Origin of the sequence: Nocardiopsis sp. NPDC006938, from assembly GCF_042869555.1 — a bacterium.
Taxonomy (GTDB): Bacteria; Actinomycetota; Actinomycetes; order Streptosporangiales; family Streptosporangiaceae; genus Nocardiopsis.
The window spans coordinates 20726-38358 of record NZ_JBIAGA010000020.1 but is presented as its reverse complement, the minus strand read 5'-3'; the positions used below and the strand labels follow the sequence as shown (position 1 = coordinate 38358).

At 72.8% G+C, this 17633-nt stretch carries 9 protein-coding genes; 3 read left to right on the top strand and 6 right to left on the bottom strand.

Features of this window, described 5'->3' with window-relative positions:
* Positions 1–45: 45 nt before the first annotated feature.
* Both ACFYL4_RS24015 and ACFYL4_RS24010 read left to right on the top strand, forming a co-directional pair.
* On the top strand, positions 46–1209 hold the full coding sequence (locus tag ACFYL4_RS24015; RefSeq protein ID WP_387521259.1) for an acyl-CoA dehydrogenase family protein: 1164 nt from the start codon (positions 46–48) through the stop codon (positions 1207–1209).
* A 20-nt stretch (positions 1210–1229) separates the two neighbouring features.
* The gene (locus tag ACFYL4_RS24010; RefSeq protein WP_387521256.1) at positions 1230–1952 is read left to right on the top strand and encodes a TetR/AcrR family transcriptional regulator; all 723 of its coding nucleotides are present in this window, start codon (positions 1230–1232) and stop codon (positions 1950–1952) included.
* Positions 1953–2208: 256 nt separating this feature from the next.
* Here the strand turns inward: ACFYL4_RS24010 and ACFYL4_RS24005 are convergent, their stop codons facing one another.
* The gene (locus tag ACFYL4_RS24005; protein ID WP_357767387.1) at positions 2209–2397 is read right to left on the bottom strand and encodes a hypothetical protein; all 189 of its coding nucleotides are present in this window, start codon (positions 2395–2397) and stop codon (positions 2209–2211) included.
* Between the two features lie 328 nt (positions 2398–2725).
* Positions 2726–7591, bottom strand: coding sequence for a hypothetical protein (locus tag ACFYL4_RS24000; RefSeq protein WP_387521254.1), 4866 nt, complete (start codon positions 7589–7591; stop codon positions 2726–2728).
* A 215-nt stretch (positions 7592–7806) separates the two neighbouring features.
* Here ACFYL4_RS24000 and ACFYL4_RS23995 point away from each other — a divergent pair, with 215 nt between their 5' ends.
* Positions 7807–9201 carry a CoA transferase gene (locus ACFYL4_RS23995; RefSeq protein WP_387521251.1) on the top strand — a complete coding sequence of 465 codons (1395 nt, stop codon included), beginning with the start codon at positions 7807–7809 and terminating at the stop codon, positions 9199–9201.
* A 251-nt stretch (positions 9202–9452) separates the two neighbouring features.
* Here ACFYL4_RS23995 and ACFYL4_RS23990 read toward each other — a convergent pair whose 3' ends face one another.
* The 4 genes from ACFYL4_RS23990 to ACFYL4_RS23975 all read right to left on the bottom strand — a co-directional run bounded on the left by ACFYL4_RS23990 (position 9453) and on the right by ACFYL4_RS23975 (position 17136).
* Positions 9453–10412, bottom strand: coding sequence for a nucleoside hydrolase (locus ACFYL4_RS23990; protein WP_387521248.1), 960 nt, complete (start codon positions 10410–10412; stop codon positions 9453–9455).
* Positions 10413–10462: 50 nt separating this feature from the next.
* Positions 10463–13039: a protein kinase gene (locus ACFYL4_RS23985; protein ID WP_387521245.1), complete on the bottom strand. Its 2577-nt coding sequence runs from the start codon at positions 13037–13039 to the stop codon at positions 10463–10465.
* A gap of 64 nt (positions 13040–13103) precedes the next feature.
* Positions 13104–14102 carry a small ribosomal subunit Rsm22 family protein gene (locus ACFYL4_RS23980; RefSeq protein ID WP_387521242.1) on the bottom strand — a complete coding sequence of 333 codons (999 nt, stop codon included), beginning with the start codon at positions 14100–14102 and terminating at the stop codon, positions 13104–13106.
* Between the two features lie 94 nt (positions 14103–14196).
* Positions 14197–17136 (bottom strand): Shedu anti-phage system protein SduA domain-containing protein, encoded by a 2940-nt coding sequence (locus tag ACFYL4_RS23975; protein ID WP_387521240.1) that lies wholly within the window; start codon positions 17134–17136, stop codon positions 14197–14199.
* Positions 17137–17633: the final 497 nt, after the last annotated feature.

Genomic DNA, 17633 nt, shown 5'->3' with positions numbered 1-17633 from the left:
GGGGTTCGGCCGACCCTCCCGCGACACGGATGCGAGTGTGCGTACATGACCGCGACCGACTCCCCCCGGACCGACCGCTGGAACACCCCCGACCGCGCGGCGCTCCGGGAGACCGTGCGGGCCTTCGCGGCCAAGGAGATCCTGCCGCACGTCGAGCGCTGGGAGGACGAGGGCGAACTCCCGCGCGACCTGCACCGCACCGCCGGAGGACTCGGCCTGCTCGGGCTCGGCCAGCCGGAGTCCGTGGGCGGTGAGGGGGAGATGATCGACCAGCTGATCGTCTCCGAGGAGGCGGTCCTGGCCGGTGTGCCGACCGGGGTCCTCGCCTCCCTGTTCACGCACACCATCGCGCTCCCCGCCCTGGTCGCGGACGGTCGCGAGCACCTGGTGCGCGACTACGTGCGGCCCGCCCTGGCGGGCGATCTGGTCTGTTCGCTGGGCGTCACCGAACCCGAGGCCGGGTCGGACGTGGCGCACCTGCGCACACGGGCGGTCCGCGACGGCGACTCCTGGGTGCTCAACGGCTCGAAGACCTTCATCACCTCGGGCTACCGGGCCGACTTCGTGACCGTGGCCGCGCGCACCTCCGACACCGGGCACGAGGGCATCTCGCTGTTCGTCGTGGACCGCGGGACCCCCGGGTTCACCGCGGCCCGCAAGCTGGACAAGATGGGGTGGCGCTCCTCGGACACCGCGGAGCTCTCGTTCTCGGACGTGCGGGTGCCCGCCGACCACCTCGTCTGCGGGGAGGACGAGGGGTTCCTCCAGATCATGCGCCAGTTCGCCAGCGAACGCATCGGCCTGTCGGTGCAGGCCTGCGCGGTGGCGCGCCGGTGCGTGGACCTGTCGGTGGCGTGGGTGCGCGAACGCGAGGCGTTCGGCGCGCCGCTGTCACGGCGACAGGTACTGCGGCACCGTCTGGTGGAGATGCACCGCCGGACCGAGGTGGCCACCGCCTACGTACGGGGGATCGCCGAGCGGCTCCAGGACGGCGAGCCGCTCGTCTCGGAGGTGGCGATGGCGAAGAACACCGCGACGGAGGCCATGGACTACGTGGTGGACAACGCCGTCCAGCTGCACGGCGGAGCGGGGTTCATGCGCGGGACCGAGGTGGAACGGCACTACCGGGACGCCCGGGTGTTCAGCATCGGGGGAGGCACCTACGAGATCATGAACGAGGTCATCGCGAAGTTCCTTCCCCTGCGGTGACCACGGAGCGAGGGGTGGCAGTGGGACGACGGACGCCGACGGGCAGGCCTCCCACCGAACGCGGACGGCGCACACGGGGGGTTCTGGTGCACGCGGCCCGCGAGGTGTTCGAGGAGCGCGGGTTCGAGGAGACCAGGGTCGCCCTGATCACCGGCCGGGCTGGGATCGCCTACGGGAGCTTCTACACGTACTTCGACTCCAAGGACGAGGTGTTCCACGAGGTCGCCAAGGGGGTGGCGGGGCAGATGTTCGACGCGGCCCGATCCGCCGCGCCGCCCGGCACCGACCCCGTCGAACGGATCAGGCACGCCACCGGCAGGTTCCTCGCCGCCTACCGCGACAACGCGCGGATCATGCAGGTCATCGAGCAGATTTCGCCGCGTCACCCGGTGTTCCGGACGCTCTTCCTGGAGATCCGGGGGTTGTTCGTCGAACGCATCTCGTCGGGGACCCGCCGTCTCCAGCAGGAGGGGCTGGCCTCGGCCGACATCGACGTGGAGACCACCGCCAGCATGTTGGGCGGGATGGTGGAGCACACCGCCCGCGTGCTGTTCCTGTACGGGGAGGAACACGACCCGGACGTCGTGGTGGAGACCGCCACCCGCCTGTGGGCGCGCGGGATCGGACTGGAGTACGCGCCCCCGGGGAGCGCGACGCACACGGGCGCGGAGCGGTGGGAGGGCGAACACCTCCGGCCCCGGAACCGGAGCGGCGCAAGCGACGCAGGGGACGGGAGGTCGTGACGCGCTCGGGTGAAACGACTGCTCCTCGACGGCGTGCGTGCGCGGCGGTGGTGCGGGGCCCGGTGTGGGCGCCGGGCCCCGCCCTCGTCGTGCGGTCGGATCGGGACGCCGGTGGCGTGGGTGGGTCTGCCCCACGACACCGCGGTGTTCGGTCCGAGGAGGGGACCGGGGCCGGCGCGGGTGGCTGGCCTCGGGCTGGCCTCCCGGCGCCGACGGAGCCCCCGGCCTCGGACGGGCTCCGTCCCGGTTCAGCGCGTCAGGTGGTACCCCGGCCGTGGCAGTTGCCGCACGTCACCCACTCCCGGATACCTCCGGAGCCGGTGACCCAGCTTCCGCCCTCGCCGTTGCACGTGCCGCAGATGCCGGCGCTGGGCAGCGGCAGCACCCTCCCGGCACGAGGGGCCGCCGTGGCCCGAGCCTGGCACACCGGAGTGATCGTCGACATCCGTGGAACTCCTTCTCTTCGGGGGCCTGGGGGTGGACCATCGGGAGAGCCGATGACCCGGCCCCGGTCCACACGGTGACCAGGGCGGGAACGTGTCGACCAGCCCGACGGCCCGACACCGTCGGCGCCGGGTGGTCGAGATGAACGACGTCCCTTCCCCCTCCTCCAGCACCTCGACGGGGAACACCCCACGGCACGGGGTGTTCGAGGTGCTACTGGGATTCTTTCCGAGAACGGGCCTCTCTCACCACCGAAGTCCCCGGATTTCTCCACACCAGCACCCTGACGCCCTGACATCCCCGCACCGCGCCGCTCTCCCCGGCGAGGATCAGCCGACTCCGCGCTCTCGCCAGGCCTCGGCGAACATCTCGTGCGGGGGAGCCACCGGCAGCGCCCGGCTGAACGGACCGTGTCCCGCTCGCCTTGAGTCCGTGCCGATGAAGTGGGACTCCAGCTTGGCCGTCTCCATCGGTGGGAACGGCGCCTTCAGCTCCGTCCACCCGCCCGGTAGGAAGAGCGTCCGCCCGGCCCGGGAACGCCTTCGGCGCTCGACCACCCCCCTGGCGAGCAGGTGCTCCTCCGCCTTCCGGTGCCGGTCCGTTCCCCACCCGTTCCACCGGCGCACCCTGCCGTCCGTCGGGTGGGCCAGCGCGAGGACTTGCAGGTAGAGCGTCGCCGCGTCGTCGTTCACCCTCAGCCGCTCGGACACCTCCGCCACGAGCTCCGGGGCGCTCAGGCGCGGGTCGGCCTCGAAACCACCCGCCGGAACCGGGGTGTTCGCGGCCCGTTCGACCATGCGTGTCAGGCCACCGCCACAGACCACGCGCGTCTGACGGACCAGGAAGGCCAACTCGTGCCATCCGCCCTCGTCGAGGCCGCGCAGACAGCGGTCGACGGCCTCGTCGTCGAAGAACCCGGCGAGCAGGAGCATGACGTGCGAGAACCGGTAGGTCCTGTGCTCGGGGACCACGAGCACGCCGTCCGACCAGAGCGCGTGCCCGGTGCCCGGCTCGATGGTCCCCCCTGCGCCCACCCTGATCCTGGTGCCTTCCACGCTGACCCTGACTTCGCGCGCTCCGGTCAGATCGATCCACTTCTCGTCCTTGCCCGCGCTGACGTAGGCGGGTGCGGGAACGACGACCTGCGGCGACCGGAGCCGACGGACCATCTCGTCGTGGACGAGGTCCGCGCGGGCCCGGCCGGGGTGGCCCACCGGGAGCTCGGTGAGCGCCCACACCAGTAGCGAGGCCGTGTACAGGTAGGGGCGTACCTGGTTCTCCGGGGAGAAGAGGTAGACCTGGCTGTCCGTGGCCGGGCTCACGGGGTACACGCCGTCGGAGCGGTCGAGCATCAGGGGGCGTTCCCACGGTCCGTTCGGGAGCGGGATCGCGACCTCCCCGGCTCCGGTGTCCGCGCGGGGTTCGGGTTCCCCGCCGCCGGCGGAGGCGTCCGCGGCCGCGTCCGCGGTCCCACCCGAGGTTTCGCCCTCGGATGCGCCCCCCGGTCCGGTCAGGAGCGCCGCCCACTCCGGACCCAACCCCAGGTCCTTCTTGACCAGGGCCGGGAGGGCGTCCTTCTTCGCCTTCCTGGCGGACGCGGAGGGCCGGACCCCGAGGAGCTCCACCCATACCCGGGCCATCCGTTCGGCGGCTCGCACCATGCCGCCGTCCTCCCACAGGTCGGCCGGGTCAGCGGGCACGGCCGATCCCAGGAGCCGGTTCGTGTCCGCCGCGGAGAGCCTCGCCCCGGTCTTGCGGTACTCGGTCTGCGCGGTCTTGCTGCTGGGGAGCGCCCCCGGCCAGCCAGCCCCGCCGGACAGGACGAACTCCGCCACGGGGCGCATCACCCCGGTGTGCTGGCGGAAGACCTTGACCGCCTCGGCGGGGACCTCCACGGGGCCCCGGCGTTCCCACGACTCCAGGAAACCGCGCAGCCTTTCCGCCTCGTCGCGCTCCACACGCAGGGGCGGGGCCTCCTCGGCGCCTTCCGGCTCCGGGGCCGTCGCGGGGCGCAGGTAGCCGTAACGACGCTCCGGGAGGTAGCGCCCGGACCAGTGCGGTGCGGCGGCGTTCGCGTAGCGCTGCCGGTCTCGGGGCGGATCGGTCACCACCGCCCGGCCCGTCGCCAGCAGGGGGCCCAGCGCCGCGCCGGTGGCGGTGCCCGTGACCCACTCCGTGCCGGGGTTCGTGAAGGGCTGGTCGGCCAGCGTGCGCACCAGCGCCACCAGAGCGTCCCGCCGATCGCCCCCGGCGGACCCGGTGGCCAGGCGCCAGACGACGGCGTCGGTCAGACCCAGGAGACGGGGCCAGGGCGCCGCCGGAGTTCCGGGCGGGCCCAGCCGCCGGTCGGACTCACCGGACCGGCCGTCCAACCGGGCGCCGTCGGCGGCGATCGCCGTGATCATGCCGGACCTGTCCGGGAAGCCGAGCGTGAAGGTGCCGTCCGGCAGCAGCCCGGCCAGCGCGTCCGCCAGCTTCCGGTCCGGGACCTCCCCGGCCGGGCGGGGCAGCCGCCCGGACCGGACCCGCCCCGTGCGGTCGGCCATCGCCTCCGCCGTCAGACGGAGTTCCACGGCCCACAGCACCGCCCACACCACCCCCTCGACGACCTCCGGGTCGGTGACCTCGGCAAGCACGCGCGGCAGGGCCTCGCGTACCGCCGCGGCGCGGGCCCGGGCGATGCCGTCGGCGACCTCGGGGAGCGCGACGTCCGGAGCCGGGTCCTCGGGTACCGGCGCGGCCAGGGCGCTCTCCAGGAGGAGCCGCGCGGCCTCGGAGTCCACCGCGCGCAGGGCCCTGCTGGCCGCGGGGTCGCGCGGGGCCAGGAAGTGCCAGTAGGCGGGCGGTGGTGCGAGGGGGCGGCGGCCCACGGCGTCGAGTTCGCGCAGCCTGCCCTTGGGATAGGCCCAGACCTCCCAGACCAGGGAGTCGTCGGTGGCGTCCCGGCACTGGAGCACGGTGTGACCCGACTGCCAGCGGTAGGCGAGGAGTCCCTCGGCGGGGTTCTCGGGCATACGGACGACACCCCAGTAGATGAGGTCCCGGTGGTCCGAGAACGCGGCCCGACGGCCGTCGGTGCCCTCGATCGCGCGATCGGGGTGGCGGTCGTCCGCCTTTCCGGGGCCGGTCCACACGGCCCTGGCCCCGGCGAGCCCGTCCTTGGCGCCCAGCGGGGAGTCGTCGACTCCGTCGGGCAGCCGGACCAGGTGCAGCCGTGTGGACAGGAGGGCGGCGTAGTCCAGGCGCTCCTCTTCGGTGAGGAAGTCGGGTCCGGAGCGCCCCGCCGGGGCTCCGGTGGCCGCGTCGACCTCGGGGGCCGGGGTGTTCCAGTGGTTCGGGTCGTTCCACACCCGCACGCCGTCGGTGGTGTGCTCTCCCCCGTAGGTGATGCCGGTGCGGTCGCCCGGGTAGAGGATGCGGTCCTTGTCGTACCGGCCTCCGTCCGGACTCTCCAGTATGAGACCGAGGTCGTAGTGGTGGGCGGTGCCGCTGTTGTACAGGGCGGGGTCGGGCCCGGTCGAGAACGTGTCCTCGGGGGCCGAGCACCAGAACGCGCGCGGTCGGCGGTCGCCCCAACGCTCGTGGTCCTCGGCCTTCCACCAGGTCACCAGGGCGTCGCCGCCGACATGGTGAACGACGTGCGCGGCGGCCTCCTCCGGCAGGTGGAACCGGTGGGTGCCGCGCCGCCCCGCGTGGTCGACGGTGATCGCGGTGTCACGGCCGTACACGGTGAGGGCGGGCCACGTGGAGGTCGCTCCCAGGACGCCCCCGGGAAGGGCCGCGACCTCCGCGACGGCCTCCTCGAAGGCGGGCCAGGTGTGCTCGGCGGGGACACCGAACCGCAGGGTGCGGGCCAGTGGCTCGACCATGTCGAGTTCGGCCAGGGATGCGGGGAGGCCTTCCAGGGCGGCCATCACCGGGTGGGAGAGGTTGAGGTCCAGGGCGGACAGCTCCAGTTCGACCTCGCCGAGCGGCACCGAGCGCAGGCGGGTGAGTCGCTCGCGCGTCTCCTCCACGAGGTGGGGGTCGAGCTGGGGCGAACGGGCCAGCCGGACGGCCTCACGGATGGGCCGGGTGCGGTCCTCGGGCGCGTCCACCGCGATACCGAGGTCGTCACAGGCGATGAGGAGGCGCCCGTTCACACGGTTGTGCAGGTAGCGGCCCTCGAACAGGCGGACCGGGGCCGCCTCCGCGCGCAGCCGGGGGGCCAACCGGGACAGCATCGTGAACAGTTCCTCGGGGAGCTCCTGCTGGCCCACCGCGTTGCGGGACCACAGGTGCCCGTACATGAAGTGGAACTCCGACAGCCAGGCCGCGTAGCCGCCCTCGGGCCGCAGACGGCCCTCCACCATGGCGTCGGCGATTCCCGAGGTCTCCAACATCCGCAGCCAGGCGGCGCCGTCCCCGGCCGTGGTGGGGAAGAGGGCGGCGATCCCGGCCGTGTGCTCCGGGCGGGGCGGGGCCTTGGTGAAGGCGGCCCCCGCCTGGTTCAGCAGACCGTCCGGCACGGGGTTGCCGCGGGAGGCGGCGAGGAACCGGCCGATGACGCGGGCGGTCTCCTCGGCGGCGGGTTCCGGGGCCAGGCCCAGGGACCGTACCGAGACGCGCACCTGGGAGACGAGGTCGGCCGGGGGCGGGGTGCCCACCGAGGCGCGGTTGTGGGGTGATCGCACGGTGGCCGCCGCCACGGCGCCGCCGGAGGTCCAGGCGTCCAGGAAGCGGACGAACTCGCGGTGCGCCTCCTCCGGTGTGCGGTGTTCGGCCAGCCGGTCGCGGTGGGCGCGCACTTCCGAGGCGGGCAGTACGCCGTGCCGTGCGAAGAGGAGGGCGTTCTCGGCGACGTGGTGGGGGTCGCGGGTGAGACCGTGCCGCGACTCCAGCTCGCGCGCCCGGAGGTAGGCGGCGGCCGCGTGCCTGGCCGCCTGTCCGTCCGCGTGCCCGCCCCTGTGCCTGAGGAGGCGGTGGGCGACCGTGTCGGCGAGCCAGGGCCGGTGCTCTGTGGGAAGTCCGGTCTCCCTGAGCCAGCTGTCCATGTACCCCTGGAGGTATCCCGTGTCGTGGGGAGACGTGCGCAGCTGCTCAGTGAACCGGTCGAGGAGGCGGCGTGCCTGGGGCTCGTGCTCGGGGGAGTGGGCCCGGACCCAGTCCAGGTAGAGGGTGGACGAGGAGGGGTCGGAGGGGAGAGGTAGGGGCATGCCGGGAGTATCGCACCGTTCGGTGACAGACCGTGTCCCTTCCTTCGGGCCTGTGGAGGAGACCGGTGAGGAGGCCGGTACGGCGGGGACGGGGCACGGGGTGTCCGTGGTGTTCGGGAGGCCCGAGGGATGCGTGTGAGGTTGTGGACACCACCGTTGTCCACAACCCGGAGCCGACCGCTGCGGCGCCGCGCCCGGATGGGCACAATGGCCTCATGACCACCCCCAGCGGAGTACGAGACGAAGCGACGGCCCGGGCATGGCAGGCGATCGGCGGCGCGCCCGAACTCACCGAACGGGTCTCCTACCGGGGCGCGGGCGAGGTGCTCCCGGCCGCACTACCGGTCCGTGAACTCGCCCGGGCCACCGTGGGCGTCTGCTCACTGGCAGCCGCCGAACTCCTGGCCGCGCGCGTCCACGGGCCGGTTCCCCCGGTGACTGTCGACGAGGGCGCCGTGGCCACCTCCTTCATCAGCGAACGCCACCTGCTGGTGGACGACCGGGCCCCGACCCCCTTCGCCCCGCTGTCCGGGTTCTGGCGGGCCGCCGACGGCTGGGTGCGCACCCACGCCAACTATCCCCACCACCGTGCCCGTCTGCTCGCCGCCCTGGGCATGGCCGAGGACACCGGCCCGGAGGCGCTCGCGGAGCGGCTGGCCGCGATGCCCGCGCGTGAGATCGAGGAGCGGGTCTACGCGGAGGGCGGCCTGGCGGTCGCCGTGGCGCCCGCTCCCGGAGACGGTGGGGAGCCCGGGGCCGAGGGGGCGTTCCGGGCCGCCGGGCTCCCGCTCGCCGAGTCCAGTGTGCTCGGCGGGGACGGCGGCCGCCGACTGCCCGAGGGACACCTGCCCGCCAGCGGGGTGCGGGTCCTCGACCTGACCCGCATCATCGCCGGACCGGTCGCCACCCGCACCCTCGCGCTGTTCGCCGCCGACGTGCTGCGGGTGGACTCCCCGGACCTGGAGGAGGACCCGGACAGCCACACCGACACCGGCATGGGCAAGCGCTCCACCCTGCTGGACCTGGGAACAGACGAGGGGCGAGCGAGTTTCGAGGCGTTGCTGGAGACCGCCGACGTGGTGGTCACCGGCTACCGGCCGGGCGGGCTGGACCGCCACGGACTGGCCGCCGAGGAACTGGTCGCCCGACGCCCCGGGCTGGTCGTGGCCCAACTGTGCGCCTGGGGCTGGACGGGGCCGTGGGCGCGGCGAAGAGGGTTCGACAGCCTGGTGCAGGCCGCGAGCGGGATCGCGGCGATCGAGTCGGGCCCCGAGGGACGCCCGGGGGCGCTGCCCGCCCAGGCCCTGGACCACGGCACCGGCTACCTGCTCGCCGCCGGGGTGTTGCGGGCCCTCACCGACCGGCAGACCGACGGCCGGGGCCGCCACCTGAGGTTCTCCCTGGCGGGGACCGCCGGATGGCTGATGAACGACATCGCTCCGGTGCCGTCGGACGGGGGCGGGTACGACCCCGCCGCGTGGCTCACCGAGAGCCCGTCCGCGTACGGAAGGCTGCGCCACGCGCTCCCGCCGGTCTCCTACGAGGGCGGTCCGGCCGACTGGGAGCACGCGTCCACCCGGTGGGGCGGGGACACGGCCGCCTGGCTCTGACGGCTCCGCAGGGCGTGCTGCCCCTGGGAGGGCCAGTTTCCGGAGGCGGCGCCCCCGGTCCGGCCGTGGGGGTGGGGGCGTTCGCGGGAGCACCGGGCGGGGATCGCCCTGGTGGGGTCAGTCCCACGGAGGCGGCGCCCCCGGTCCGGCCGTGGGGTACCGGTCGGCGTCGGGAGAGCTCGGAGCCCTCGGGAACGGAGGAGGGCCGCGAGGGCCGGTCCTGAGAGCTGGCCTGGGGCCGCGGGCCCTGATCACCCCTGCTCGGCACCGCCGCCCTCGGGCAGGAAGAGGCAGTCCTCGAGCCAGCGGTTGAAGGGGGCGTAGGTCGCGGAGGCGCTCAACCACACTGGGGCACCGCCCGGGGCGAGGGACATCCTTCCCCGGTCGTCCAGAGCCACCTCCGCCCGGTCCAGGTGAACGAACGGCAGGTCGAGCGCGGCCGACAGCGTGAGGGCGTCGTGCTGGATGCTGCCCGGATGGAAGGAGTCGAACCAGAGGTCGAGGTGGCGGTGGAGCAGCCCCTGCCAGGTGTGCTCGCCGAACACCGACAGGCGCCGGTACAGCGCGCTGTCGCGGTCCACCTCGATGTCGGTCCGGAAGGTGACGTCCGAGATGACCAGCCGGACACCGGTGAGCCGCCCCCGCCCGATCGCCGAGAAGACCCGGTGCGCGGCACCGACGTCCATCCGGATGTTGTGCTCGGCGACGGAGGGGTTCCGGTAGTTCAGGGCGCCGCCCATCTGTGTCACGCACAGGCGCTCCCGGGCCTCGGGGACCTCCGAGAGTACGAGGGCGAGGTTGCTCAGCGCCCCCATGCCCACCCAGCGCACGACTCCCTCGGTGCGGGAGAGGAGGTCGCGGACGGCGCCCACGACGTCCCGGGGCTGCGCGGGCACCTCGCCGGGAACCAGCGTCCCGGCACAGAAGTAGCGGGTGCCGCCGGAACCGTGGCCCGCCACGACCGGGACGTCGGGTCTTCCCAACAGGTCCAGGAGCCGTCGGGCCAGACGCGCCCGCTGGCCGTACCCGACGCTCCCGCCGGTCTCGTCGTTGGTGAGAACCAGGGCCAACCCGGGCACGGAGCGGGCCGCCGCAGCCACCGCCACGGCGTCGTCCGGGTCGCCGCCGACGTCGGTGTCGAGCACGATCGGAGCCCTCCGCCCGCCCAGCGGTTCGTCCACGGTGCGGTCGGTTTCCTCGGAATGCGGCATGGGGTGTCCGTTCCTGGGACGGGGGCGGCGCGCGGCAGGGCCCGGGGCGGTCAGCGGGTGGGGACGGTGAACTCCTCCACCGGTTCCAGCTCCTCGTCGAGGAGGACGAGCCGTGTCTCCTCACCGCCGTACCGGTCGGTGGAGACCAGGAGGGTCGAGTCGTCGGGGGAGGCGGTGAGGGACAGGTAGACGCGCGCGGAGTCGTCCCGCGCCACGAGTTCGCCCTCCGCGTCCCAGGCGACGAGGAAGCCGTCGCCGCGATCCGCGTCGTGCCCCGAGGCGAACACCAGGTCCCCGCCGTCGCCGAGAGCCACCTCCCGGACCGTGGCCGTCGTTTCCCGGAGTTCCTCCGGCAACGGGAACGTGCGGGGCTCCTCCCCGGACCGCAGGTCCCACAGGGCCACACCCTGGGGACCAGCGGAGACGACCGTCCCGTCGCTGATCGCGGTGGCCTCCTCGAACGTGCCGGGCCACGGCCGCAACTCCGGGACCTCCGGGTGAGGCTCCCCGGTGGCGGCGTCCCACACGGCGACACCGTTGTCCAGAGCGGCGACCAGCAGGTCTCCCTCGGGTGAGGTCCCCACCCCGTGGAGCACACCTTGGACCGTCCGTTCGGGGTCGCCGTCGGAGAGGGGTTCCCCGGGGACCTCCACGCTGTAGCGTTCCTCGCCGTCCTCCACGCCGAACGCGCTCACCGTGTTCTCCCCGGGGTCGGCGAAGTACACCGTGGCGCCGTCCGGGGCGAGCGCGAAGAACCCGTCGTCCCCGGCGTCGGGCAGTTCGACGACGTGCCGTTCCGACGTCTGCGGGTCCCAGACGTGGATCGCGGCCACGCCGTCGTTGACGGACCTGACGGCCTTACCCGCGAGAGCGGAGCCGTCGGGGGTGGCCGCCAGGTGCGAGTAGCTGAAGGCGAAGTTCTCGTTCGCGCGGGTGAGGCGGCTCACCTGTTCGACGCGGTCGGTCTCGAAGACGTTCACTCCGGCGGTGGAAAGCGTCGCGAAGCGGTCGCCTCCACCGAGGAAGACCGAGTCCACCACCGCCTTGTGGTTCGGCCGGGTGCCGTCGGGGGTGGGCTCCAGCGGAGGGGGTTCGTTGGACGCGCTCCTGTCACCACCGGAACCCGACGCGGTGACGGTGGTGGTTTCGCCCGTGGCGTTGACGACCAGGGCGAGGGCGGTCACGGCCGCGACGGCGGCGGCGCCCACCACCCAGAACATCCGTGGACTCGGGGTCTCCTCGGCGTTCACCACCTGTGGTTCCGGCGGGGGAGGCAGAGGTGTCCCGGGGTACTCGGCGGGTCCCTCGTCCGCCCCGGGAGATCGCGGTTCCGGGGCGGCCGCCTTGGTCCGCTCCGCCACGGAGGAACTCGCGGTGGGGGCCGCCCGCGCGGGCTCGGCGTCCGGGGCCGGGGGCACGGACGGGGAGCCGGTGGACGGTGCGGGAGCGTCGTCGGAGGGTCCAGCGGGTCGCGCGGGGGCCTCGGCCGGGGGCACGTCGGGGCCTTCCGACGCCTGCGCCTCCGTCCCACCCACCTCGGCGGTCGGGTCCTCCGAAGCTCCGGTGGGCGCCCCGGCGGCGACGCTCCCGGACTCCCCTCCACCCGTAGCGGTGTCCTCCTTGAGAGCCTCCCCGCCCGCTGGGCCCTCCCCGGGACCCTCCTCGTCGGCGTCTCCCCGCGCGACCGCATCCGCCTCGACCTCCACGGCCGTCGCGGCCAGGGTCGGAACGATCCTGGTCTGGGCGAGGGTGCGTCTGACCTGGGTGGCGACGGCGTCGGGCAACCACTCGGTGGCGTCGTCGTCGCCCAGCGGCAGCACGGTGCCGGTCAGTTCGGCCAGCACCGCGCCCAGCTCCGGGCGGTCGTCCGGGGCCTTGGCCAGGCACGCCGTGACCAGCGGGCGCAGAGCCTCGGGCACGCCGCCCAGGTCCGGTTCCTCGTTGACCACCCGGTACAGCTGTGCCGGGGCGTTGCCCGCCCCGAAGGGTTGACGGCCGGTGGCGGTGAACAGCAGCACCCCGCCGAAGGAGAACAGGTCGCTGCGCCGGTCGACGACCGACCCCACGGCCTGCTCCGGCGACATGTACGCGGGCGTGCCCAGGGCCTGACCGGTGCGGGTGAGCTGGGTGGCGTCGGCGGCACGGGCGATCCCGAAGTCGATCACCTGGGGGCCGCGCGGCGAGAGCAGGACGTTGGAGGGCTTGAGGTCGCGGTGGATCAGTCCGACCGCGTGGATCGCCGACAGGGCCTCGGCCAGCCCCGCCGCGAGCACTCGGAGCGAGGACTCGGGGAACGGGCCGCTGTCGCGTACGGCGTCGTGCAGGGAGGGGCCGGGTACGTACTCGGTGGCCAGCCAGGGGCGCGTGCCGTCGGTGTCGGCGTCCAGGACGCGCGCGGTGTAGGGGCCGCGCACCCGGCGGGCGAGGTCGACCTCGCTGGCGAACCGGGCGCGGAACTCACGCTCCCCGGCGTACTCGGGGCGGATCACCTTCACCGCGGCCAGGTCCTCCCCGGAGGCCTCGGTGGAGACGGCGAGGAACACCACCCCCATGCCGCCCTCGCCCACGCGTCGGAGCAGGCGGAAGCGCCCCAGCTCTCGGGGGTCGTCAGGGCGCAGTGGTTCCACGGGGCTTCGTTTCCATGCTCGGGGGGTGCACGCCGAAGGGTAACGGACGCGCGTCCGGGCACGGTCAGCGGCTGGCCCCCTCCGGGGGCGGCCACGCGTCGCCCCACTCGGTCTTGCGGGCCGCGCGGTAGGTCTCGCCCTGGCGTTTGGACACCACCCGCTCCTCGACACCCGGCGGCGTGGTGCACAGGTTCAGCGACACCAGTCCCTTGCGCTTGTGGGGATGGCGCAGGACGCGGTTCACGGGGCGCGCCACGGGTGCGGACGTGGCGGCCACGAACGAGAACTTCTCGTCCTCGAACCCGAGCGTGCCGAACTTCAGCCTGCGCTGGACGCCGGAGCGGTTGAGCCGCTCGGAGAAGTGGCACCAGTCCTCGCCTGGAGCGATGGGGCAGGCCTCGCCGTGGGGGCAGGGGGCGGCCACCGTCAGTCCCTCCTCGGCGAGCTGTCGCCGGGCGGCGATGACGCGCGCGTAGCCCTCCGGGGTGCCGGGTTCGATCAGCACGACCGTCCCGGCCCGGCGGGCGAGGGAGCGTACGACCTCCTCCTGGACCCGGGGGGTGAGCTCGTTGAGCACGTACGACATGGTGGCCAGGTCCACGCGCGGCCCGTCCGGAACGGCGCCGGTGAGCCGGAACCGCCGCCATTCGGAGCCGCTGACGGCCGGGGCGGTGGACCTGCGGGCGATCCGCCTGCCCAGGGCGATCGCGGGGGCGGACTGCTCCAGCACCGTGGTGGAGCGCAGCGACGGCCAGGCGTCCGAGGCGGCCCACACGGCGGCGCCCATGCCGCCGCCGACGTCCAGGTGGGTCGCGGGCGCGAGGTCCGGGATCGAGGCCGCGGCGGTCTCGAAGGCCGCGCGGGCGGCGGTGAAGGTGGCGGGGAGCCGGTACGCGGCGTAGGCGGCGACGTCGGTGTCGGAGGCGAGCACCAGGTCCTCGGGGTCGACCCGGCCCCGGTACTTCGCCATGAGTTCCTGGACCGAGGCGGCCAGCGCGTGTTCGTCGGCCCCGCTGGCGACGCTGTCGATCGCCGCGAAGAGTTCGCTGTTCAGATTCCCCATGCGTGCTTCTTCTCGATCACCGGTACCCGCGCATTCTATCCGCCGCGCAGGCGCGCCCCGGGGCCCGCGCCCCGCGCGGAGACCCCGACGTCCCTCAGGAGAGAGTGGGACCGTCCGCAAACGGTTCGCCGAGGGCACGCTGGGCGTTGTCGATGAGCTCCTTGTAGGTGAGGACCTCGACCCGGGAGACCATGGTGTTCATCTTGCGCAGGGTCTCGTTGATCTTCGCCTCGGGCACGTCGGGCTGGGCGTGGGGGTGGCCGATCAGGACCGTCGCGCCCGCACGTCGTGTTTCGATACCGAACTCGGCCATGATCCTGTCGCGCTGCTCGTCGAGGTTGACCAAGTAGTTGGCGGCCTGCCCGACGGCATCGTTGACCTGCGACGTCGTGACGTATTCGCCGCGGAGGGGCTTCACGAGCGACGCTCCGAGGCGGGCGGCGCGTTTGATCTCCACGACGTGTAGCGACCCGTCGCCCCGGATCAGGGGCAGGTCCACCTCGTCACCCGGGCACAACCGGCGGTGGGTCGCCTGTCCGACGTACTGTCCGCCGAAGATCCAGGGTTGGTTCATCAGGGCCTTCTGGAGCTGCGACTCCCGCACCGAGGGGTCCTCGGCGAGTGTCCTCAGCGCCTCCAACCTCGTCTTCCTGCGGCGGAGTTCGGCGGCTCTGAGTAGGAGTTCCCCCTCCTTGTCGGCGGCCACCAGTGACAGGGCCTCCGGGGACAGGGAGATCCGGCGGGCGGTCTCCTCGATGTCCTCCACGTCGACGCGGTTGCGTGCGGCGTGCCGCAACCACGACTCGAGTTCGGAGCGGCCTCGGCTGATGACGTAGCGTCCGGGACGGTTCAGGGGAGCCTCCAGGTGCCCTACGTCGTTGTACAGCGACGTGAGCTGCTCCACGACCCGGTGGGCCTCCGCACCGGGGTTCTGCTCGAGGAACCGTTCGAGGTACCGAATATCCCATCTGAGGTCGTTCTTCAGCTGGGGGACCAGCATCTCGAGAAGCCCGGCGTCCCGGCGCCCCTCCTTCAGCAATCGGTGGCGTTCTTGGAGGTCGGGGGCGGGCAATCGGTTCTCGGCGAAGTCCAGACAGTTCTGGAGGAGGGGGACGATCTCCCATTCGTCGGCTTCGGCGGCGTGAGCGCGGGCCTGCCGCAGAAGGGTGAGAGCCGGGAACCCTTCGGGGGGTGATCCGCTCCCGAGATGGTCCAGGACGGTCGAGACACGTGCTTGGAGACCCGGGTCCACCGCCCTGCTGAGAACAGCCTTGAGGTGACGCTTCAGGAGTGGGTCCGTACGGACGTCGACGCTGGCCAGTTCCTGTGGTGTCTCCGGCAACTGACGCAGGTCCCGTGTGAGTCTGGCCCTGGTGGAGCGGTTCGGTCTGCGGAGATGCCGCAGTACGCGGTCGGCCTGGACCCTAACGTGGCGCACGGCCCCCTTCCACCGTAGACGGTCCGCGAGGTCCATCCTGGGGTCGAGTGGCGCGGTCTCGAACCCGGTGAGTTCGGTCAGGGTGTTCCTGACCTCCTCCTCGGGCAGCCGGTCCAGTCGGTCCGCCCATCCGTTCACCTCCATCCACAGGCGGTGGAGGCCGTGTGCGAGGCGGTAGTAGGTGAGCTGTCCGTCGTCGAGGTACCGGACGGCGTAGCCGCCGCAGACGGAACACCACCGTCGCGAGAAGATCCCCATGAACTCTTCGGCCGACATCAGGCTGAACTCGTGCCCGAATCGGCTGGGGGCGTGCTGGCAACCGGGAGCGTGGCCCATCCTCTCCAGGTCCTGTCGCATATCCGTGGAGTAGATCTGGACTCCGGCCAGGTGAGCGAGGGGCAGCCCCAGGCCGGGATTCCTGACGAGGGGGCCGCCTCTCTCGAACAGGGGCCTGCCGAGCGGATGGAAGGGGTCCAGGTCGAGACGGCGCCCGGAAAGCAGGCCGTGGCCCAGGCGGGATTCGTGAAAGGTGTCGGCCATCGTTCCCAGGTCGCGCAGGTCGGGCACGGTTCTGGCCAGGATCAGCAGGCGGTTCCTGAACCGTAGTTCCTGCCGGGAATCGGCTCCGAACCGGTTGAACCAGGCCTCTCCGTCCTGCCTTCCCAGGGCTTCGTCGGTGTGATCACGACTCCATGCCTCCCGGTCGGCCCGGGCGGTGAGCGCACGCTCCACCACCGGAGCGGCCAGCGCCTCGGGGAGGTCCGAAGCTCCGGCGAGAAGCACACCGGACCAGCCGTTCCGGCAGCGTTCCTCGATCACGGTGGGGAGGAGGATCTCGACACCGTGTGTGGCCGAGAGAACGACGTAGACCTGTTCGGGAAGTGCTTCGGTGGTGCGGAGCAGAGCGGCGTCCTCGGCGGTCAGGGAGCGCCGCTCGTGCACCGGTACGTCATCGAGCACACCGGGGGCCAGGAAGTGGACGGGCTCCGGAGGAGCGCACGACAAGAGAGCGGAGAGCAGGTCGGTGGCGTCCGAGGCCGGGTCCTGGTCCAGTTCCTCGTAGGTGATGCCGTGTTCCTGTGCCTCCTCCGCGAGGCGTCGGACGACCAGCTCGGGAGCGAGCAGGAGCGCGGCCCTCCTGCCCCAGTCCGAAGCCTTCGAGTAGGTGGCGATCGTTCCCGTCCACCAGCCGGTGGGGTGTCGCCAGTGCCGGGGGAGGGTGAGCAGGACCCAGCGTGGTGAGGCGGAGGTGTACTGCTCGACGACCGCTCGGGCTCTCGCGATCCGTTCGTTGACGAACTCCTGGAAGGCGTGGCGAGCCGCGTCGTTCGCGGAGTCCGGTACGTAGACCTCGAGGCTGCGTGCGAAGGCCTCTTCGGAGAGGCCACCGGGGTGGATGCGGACTCTCCGTTCCCAGGAGTCCCTGAGGTCCTCCAGCGCGGAGCGCACGACCGACTCCTCCATGGCGTCGAACCCGGAGTGGTCGGTGGGGAGTTCCGGCGAAGGCAGCAGGAACGCCGCCGCCACCTCCAACAGGTCCGTTTCCCGTACGAGGCTGACGAAGGACTGGCGCCGCTCCTCGGTCTCCGCCGCCATCGCGGTGAGGGCGGGTCTCGCCCACGTTTCCAGCCAGGGGTAGCGAAACACGGTCTCCGACAGGCGTCGGGACAGATCGACGTAGGTCAGCCAGGAGTCCTCGGCGAGGTCGCGTGCCGTTCTGTACGGTCCCTCGCGCGCTTCCTCCTGCGCGGGCTCTCCGTCGTCCCGCGGTTCCGCCCCGTCCGTCCACTCCTCCCAGTCCCCCCTCGTCGTCCCAGTCCTCCTCGTCAGGCTCTGTCAGGACCAGGGACGACAGGCGAAGCACCGTGAGCACGGCATCCACGAAGAGGCCCACAGCGGTGACGGGACCACCACCCCTGATCGTCTCGCAGTCCCAGCAGAGTTCGCCGAGAACAGCCGACGTGAGCGGGACTCGTAGCCACGGGTCGGTGCCAGGGAGGAGCCCCGGGCAGTCGTGCACCGTATGCCACAGCCCGTCCTCCCCATCACCGAGGACCCGGAAGGGGACCTCTTCGAAGGGACCGAGCGGTATC

Excerpts from the sequence above, each read along its gene's own strand:
- ACFYL4_RS24015 (WP_387521259.1), top strand. The coding sequence starts at position 46 with ATGACCGCGACCGACTCCCCCCGGACCGACCGCTGGAACACCCCCGAC.
- ACFYL4_RS24005 (WP_357767387.1), bottom strand. The coding sequence starts at position 2,397 with ATGTCGACGATCACTCCGGTGTGCCAGGCTCGGGCCACGGCGGCCCCT.
- ACFYL4_RS24000 (WP_387521254.1), bottom strand. The coding sequence starts at position 7,591 with ATGCCCCTACCTCTCCCCTCCGACCCCTCCTCGTCCACCCTCTACCTG.
- ACFYL4_RS23995 (WP_387521251.1), top strand. The coding sequence starts at position 7,807 with ATGACCACCCCCAGCGGAGTACGAGACGAAGCGACGGCCCGGGCATGG.
- ACFYL4_RS23990 (WP_387521248.1), bottom strand. The coding sequence starts at position 10,412 with ATGCCGCATTCCGAGGAAACCGACCGCACCGTGGACGAACCGCTGGGC.
- ACFYL4_RS23980 (WP_387521242.1), bottom strand. The coding sequence starts at position 14,102 with ATGGGGAATCTGAACAGCGAACTCTTCGCGGCGATCGACAGCGTCGCC.
- ACFYL4_RS23975 (WP_387521240.1), bottom strand. The coding sequence starts at position 17,136 with ATGGCGGCGGAGACCGAGGAGCGGCGCCAGTCCTTCGTCAGCCTCGTA.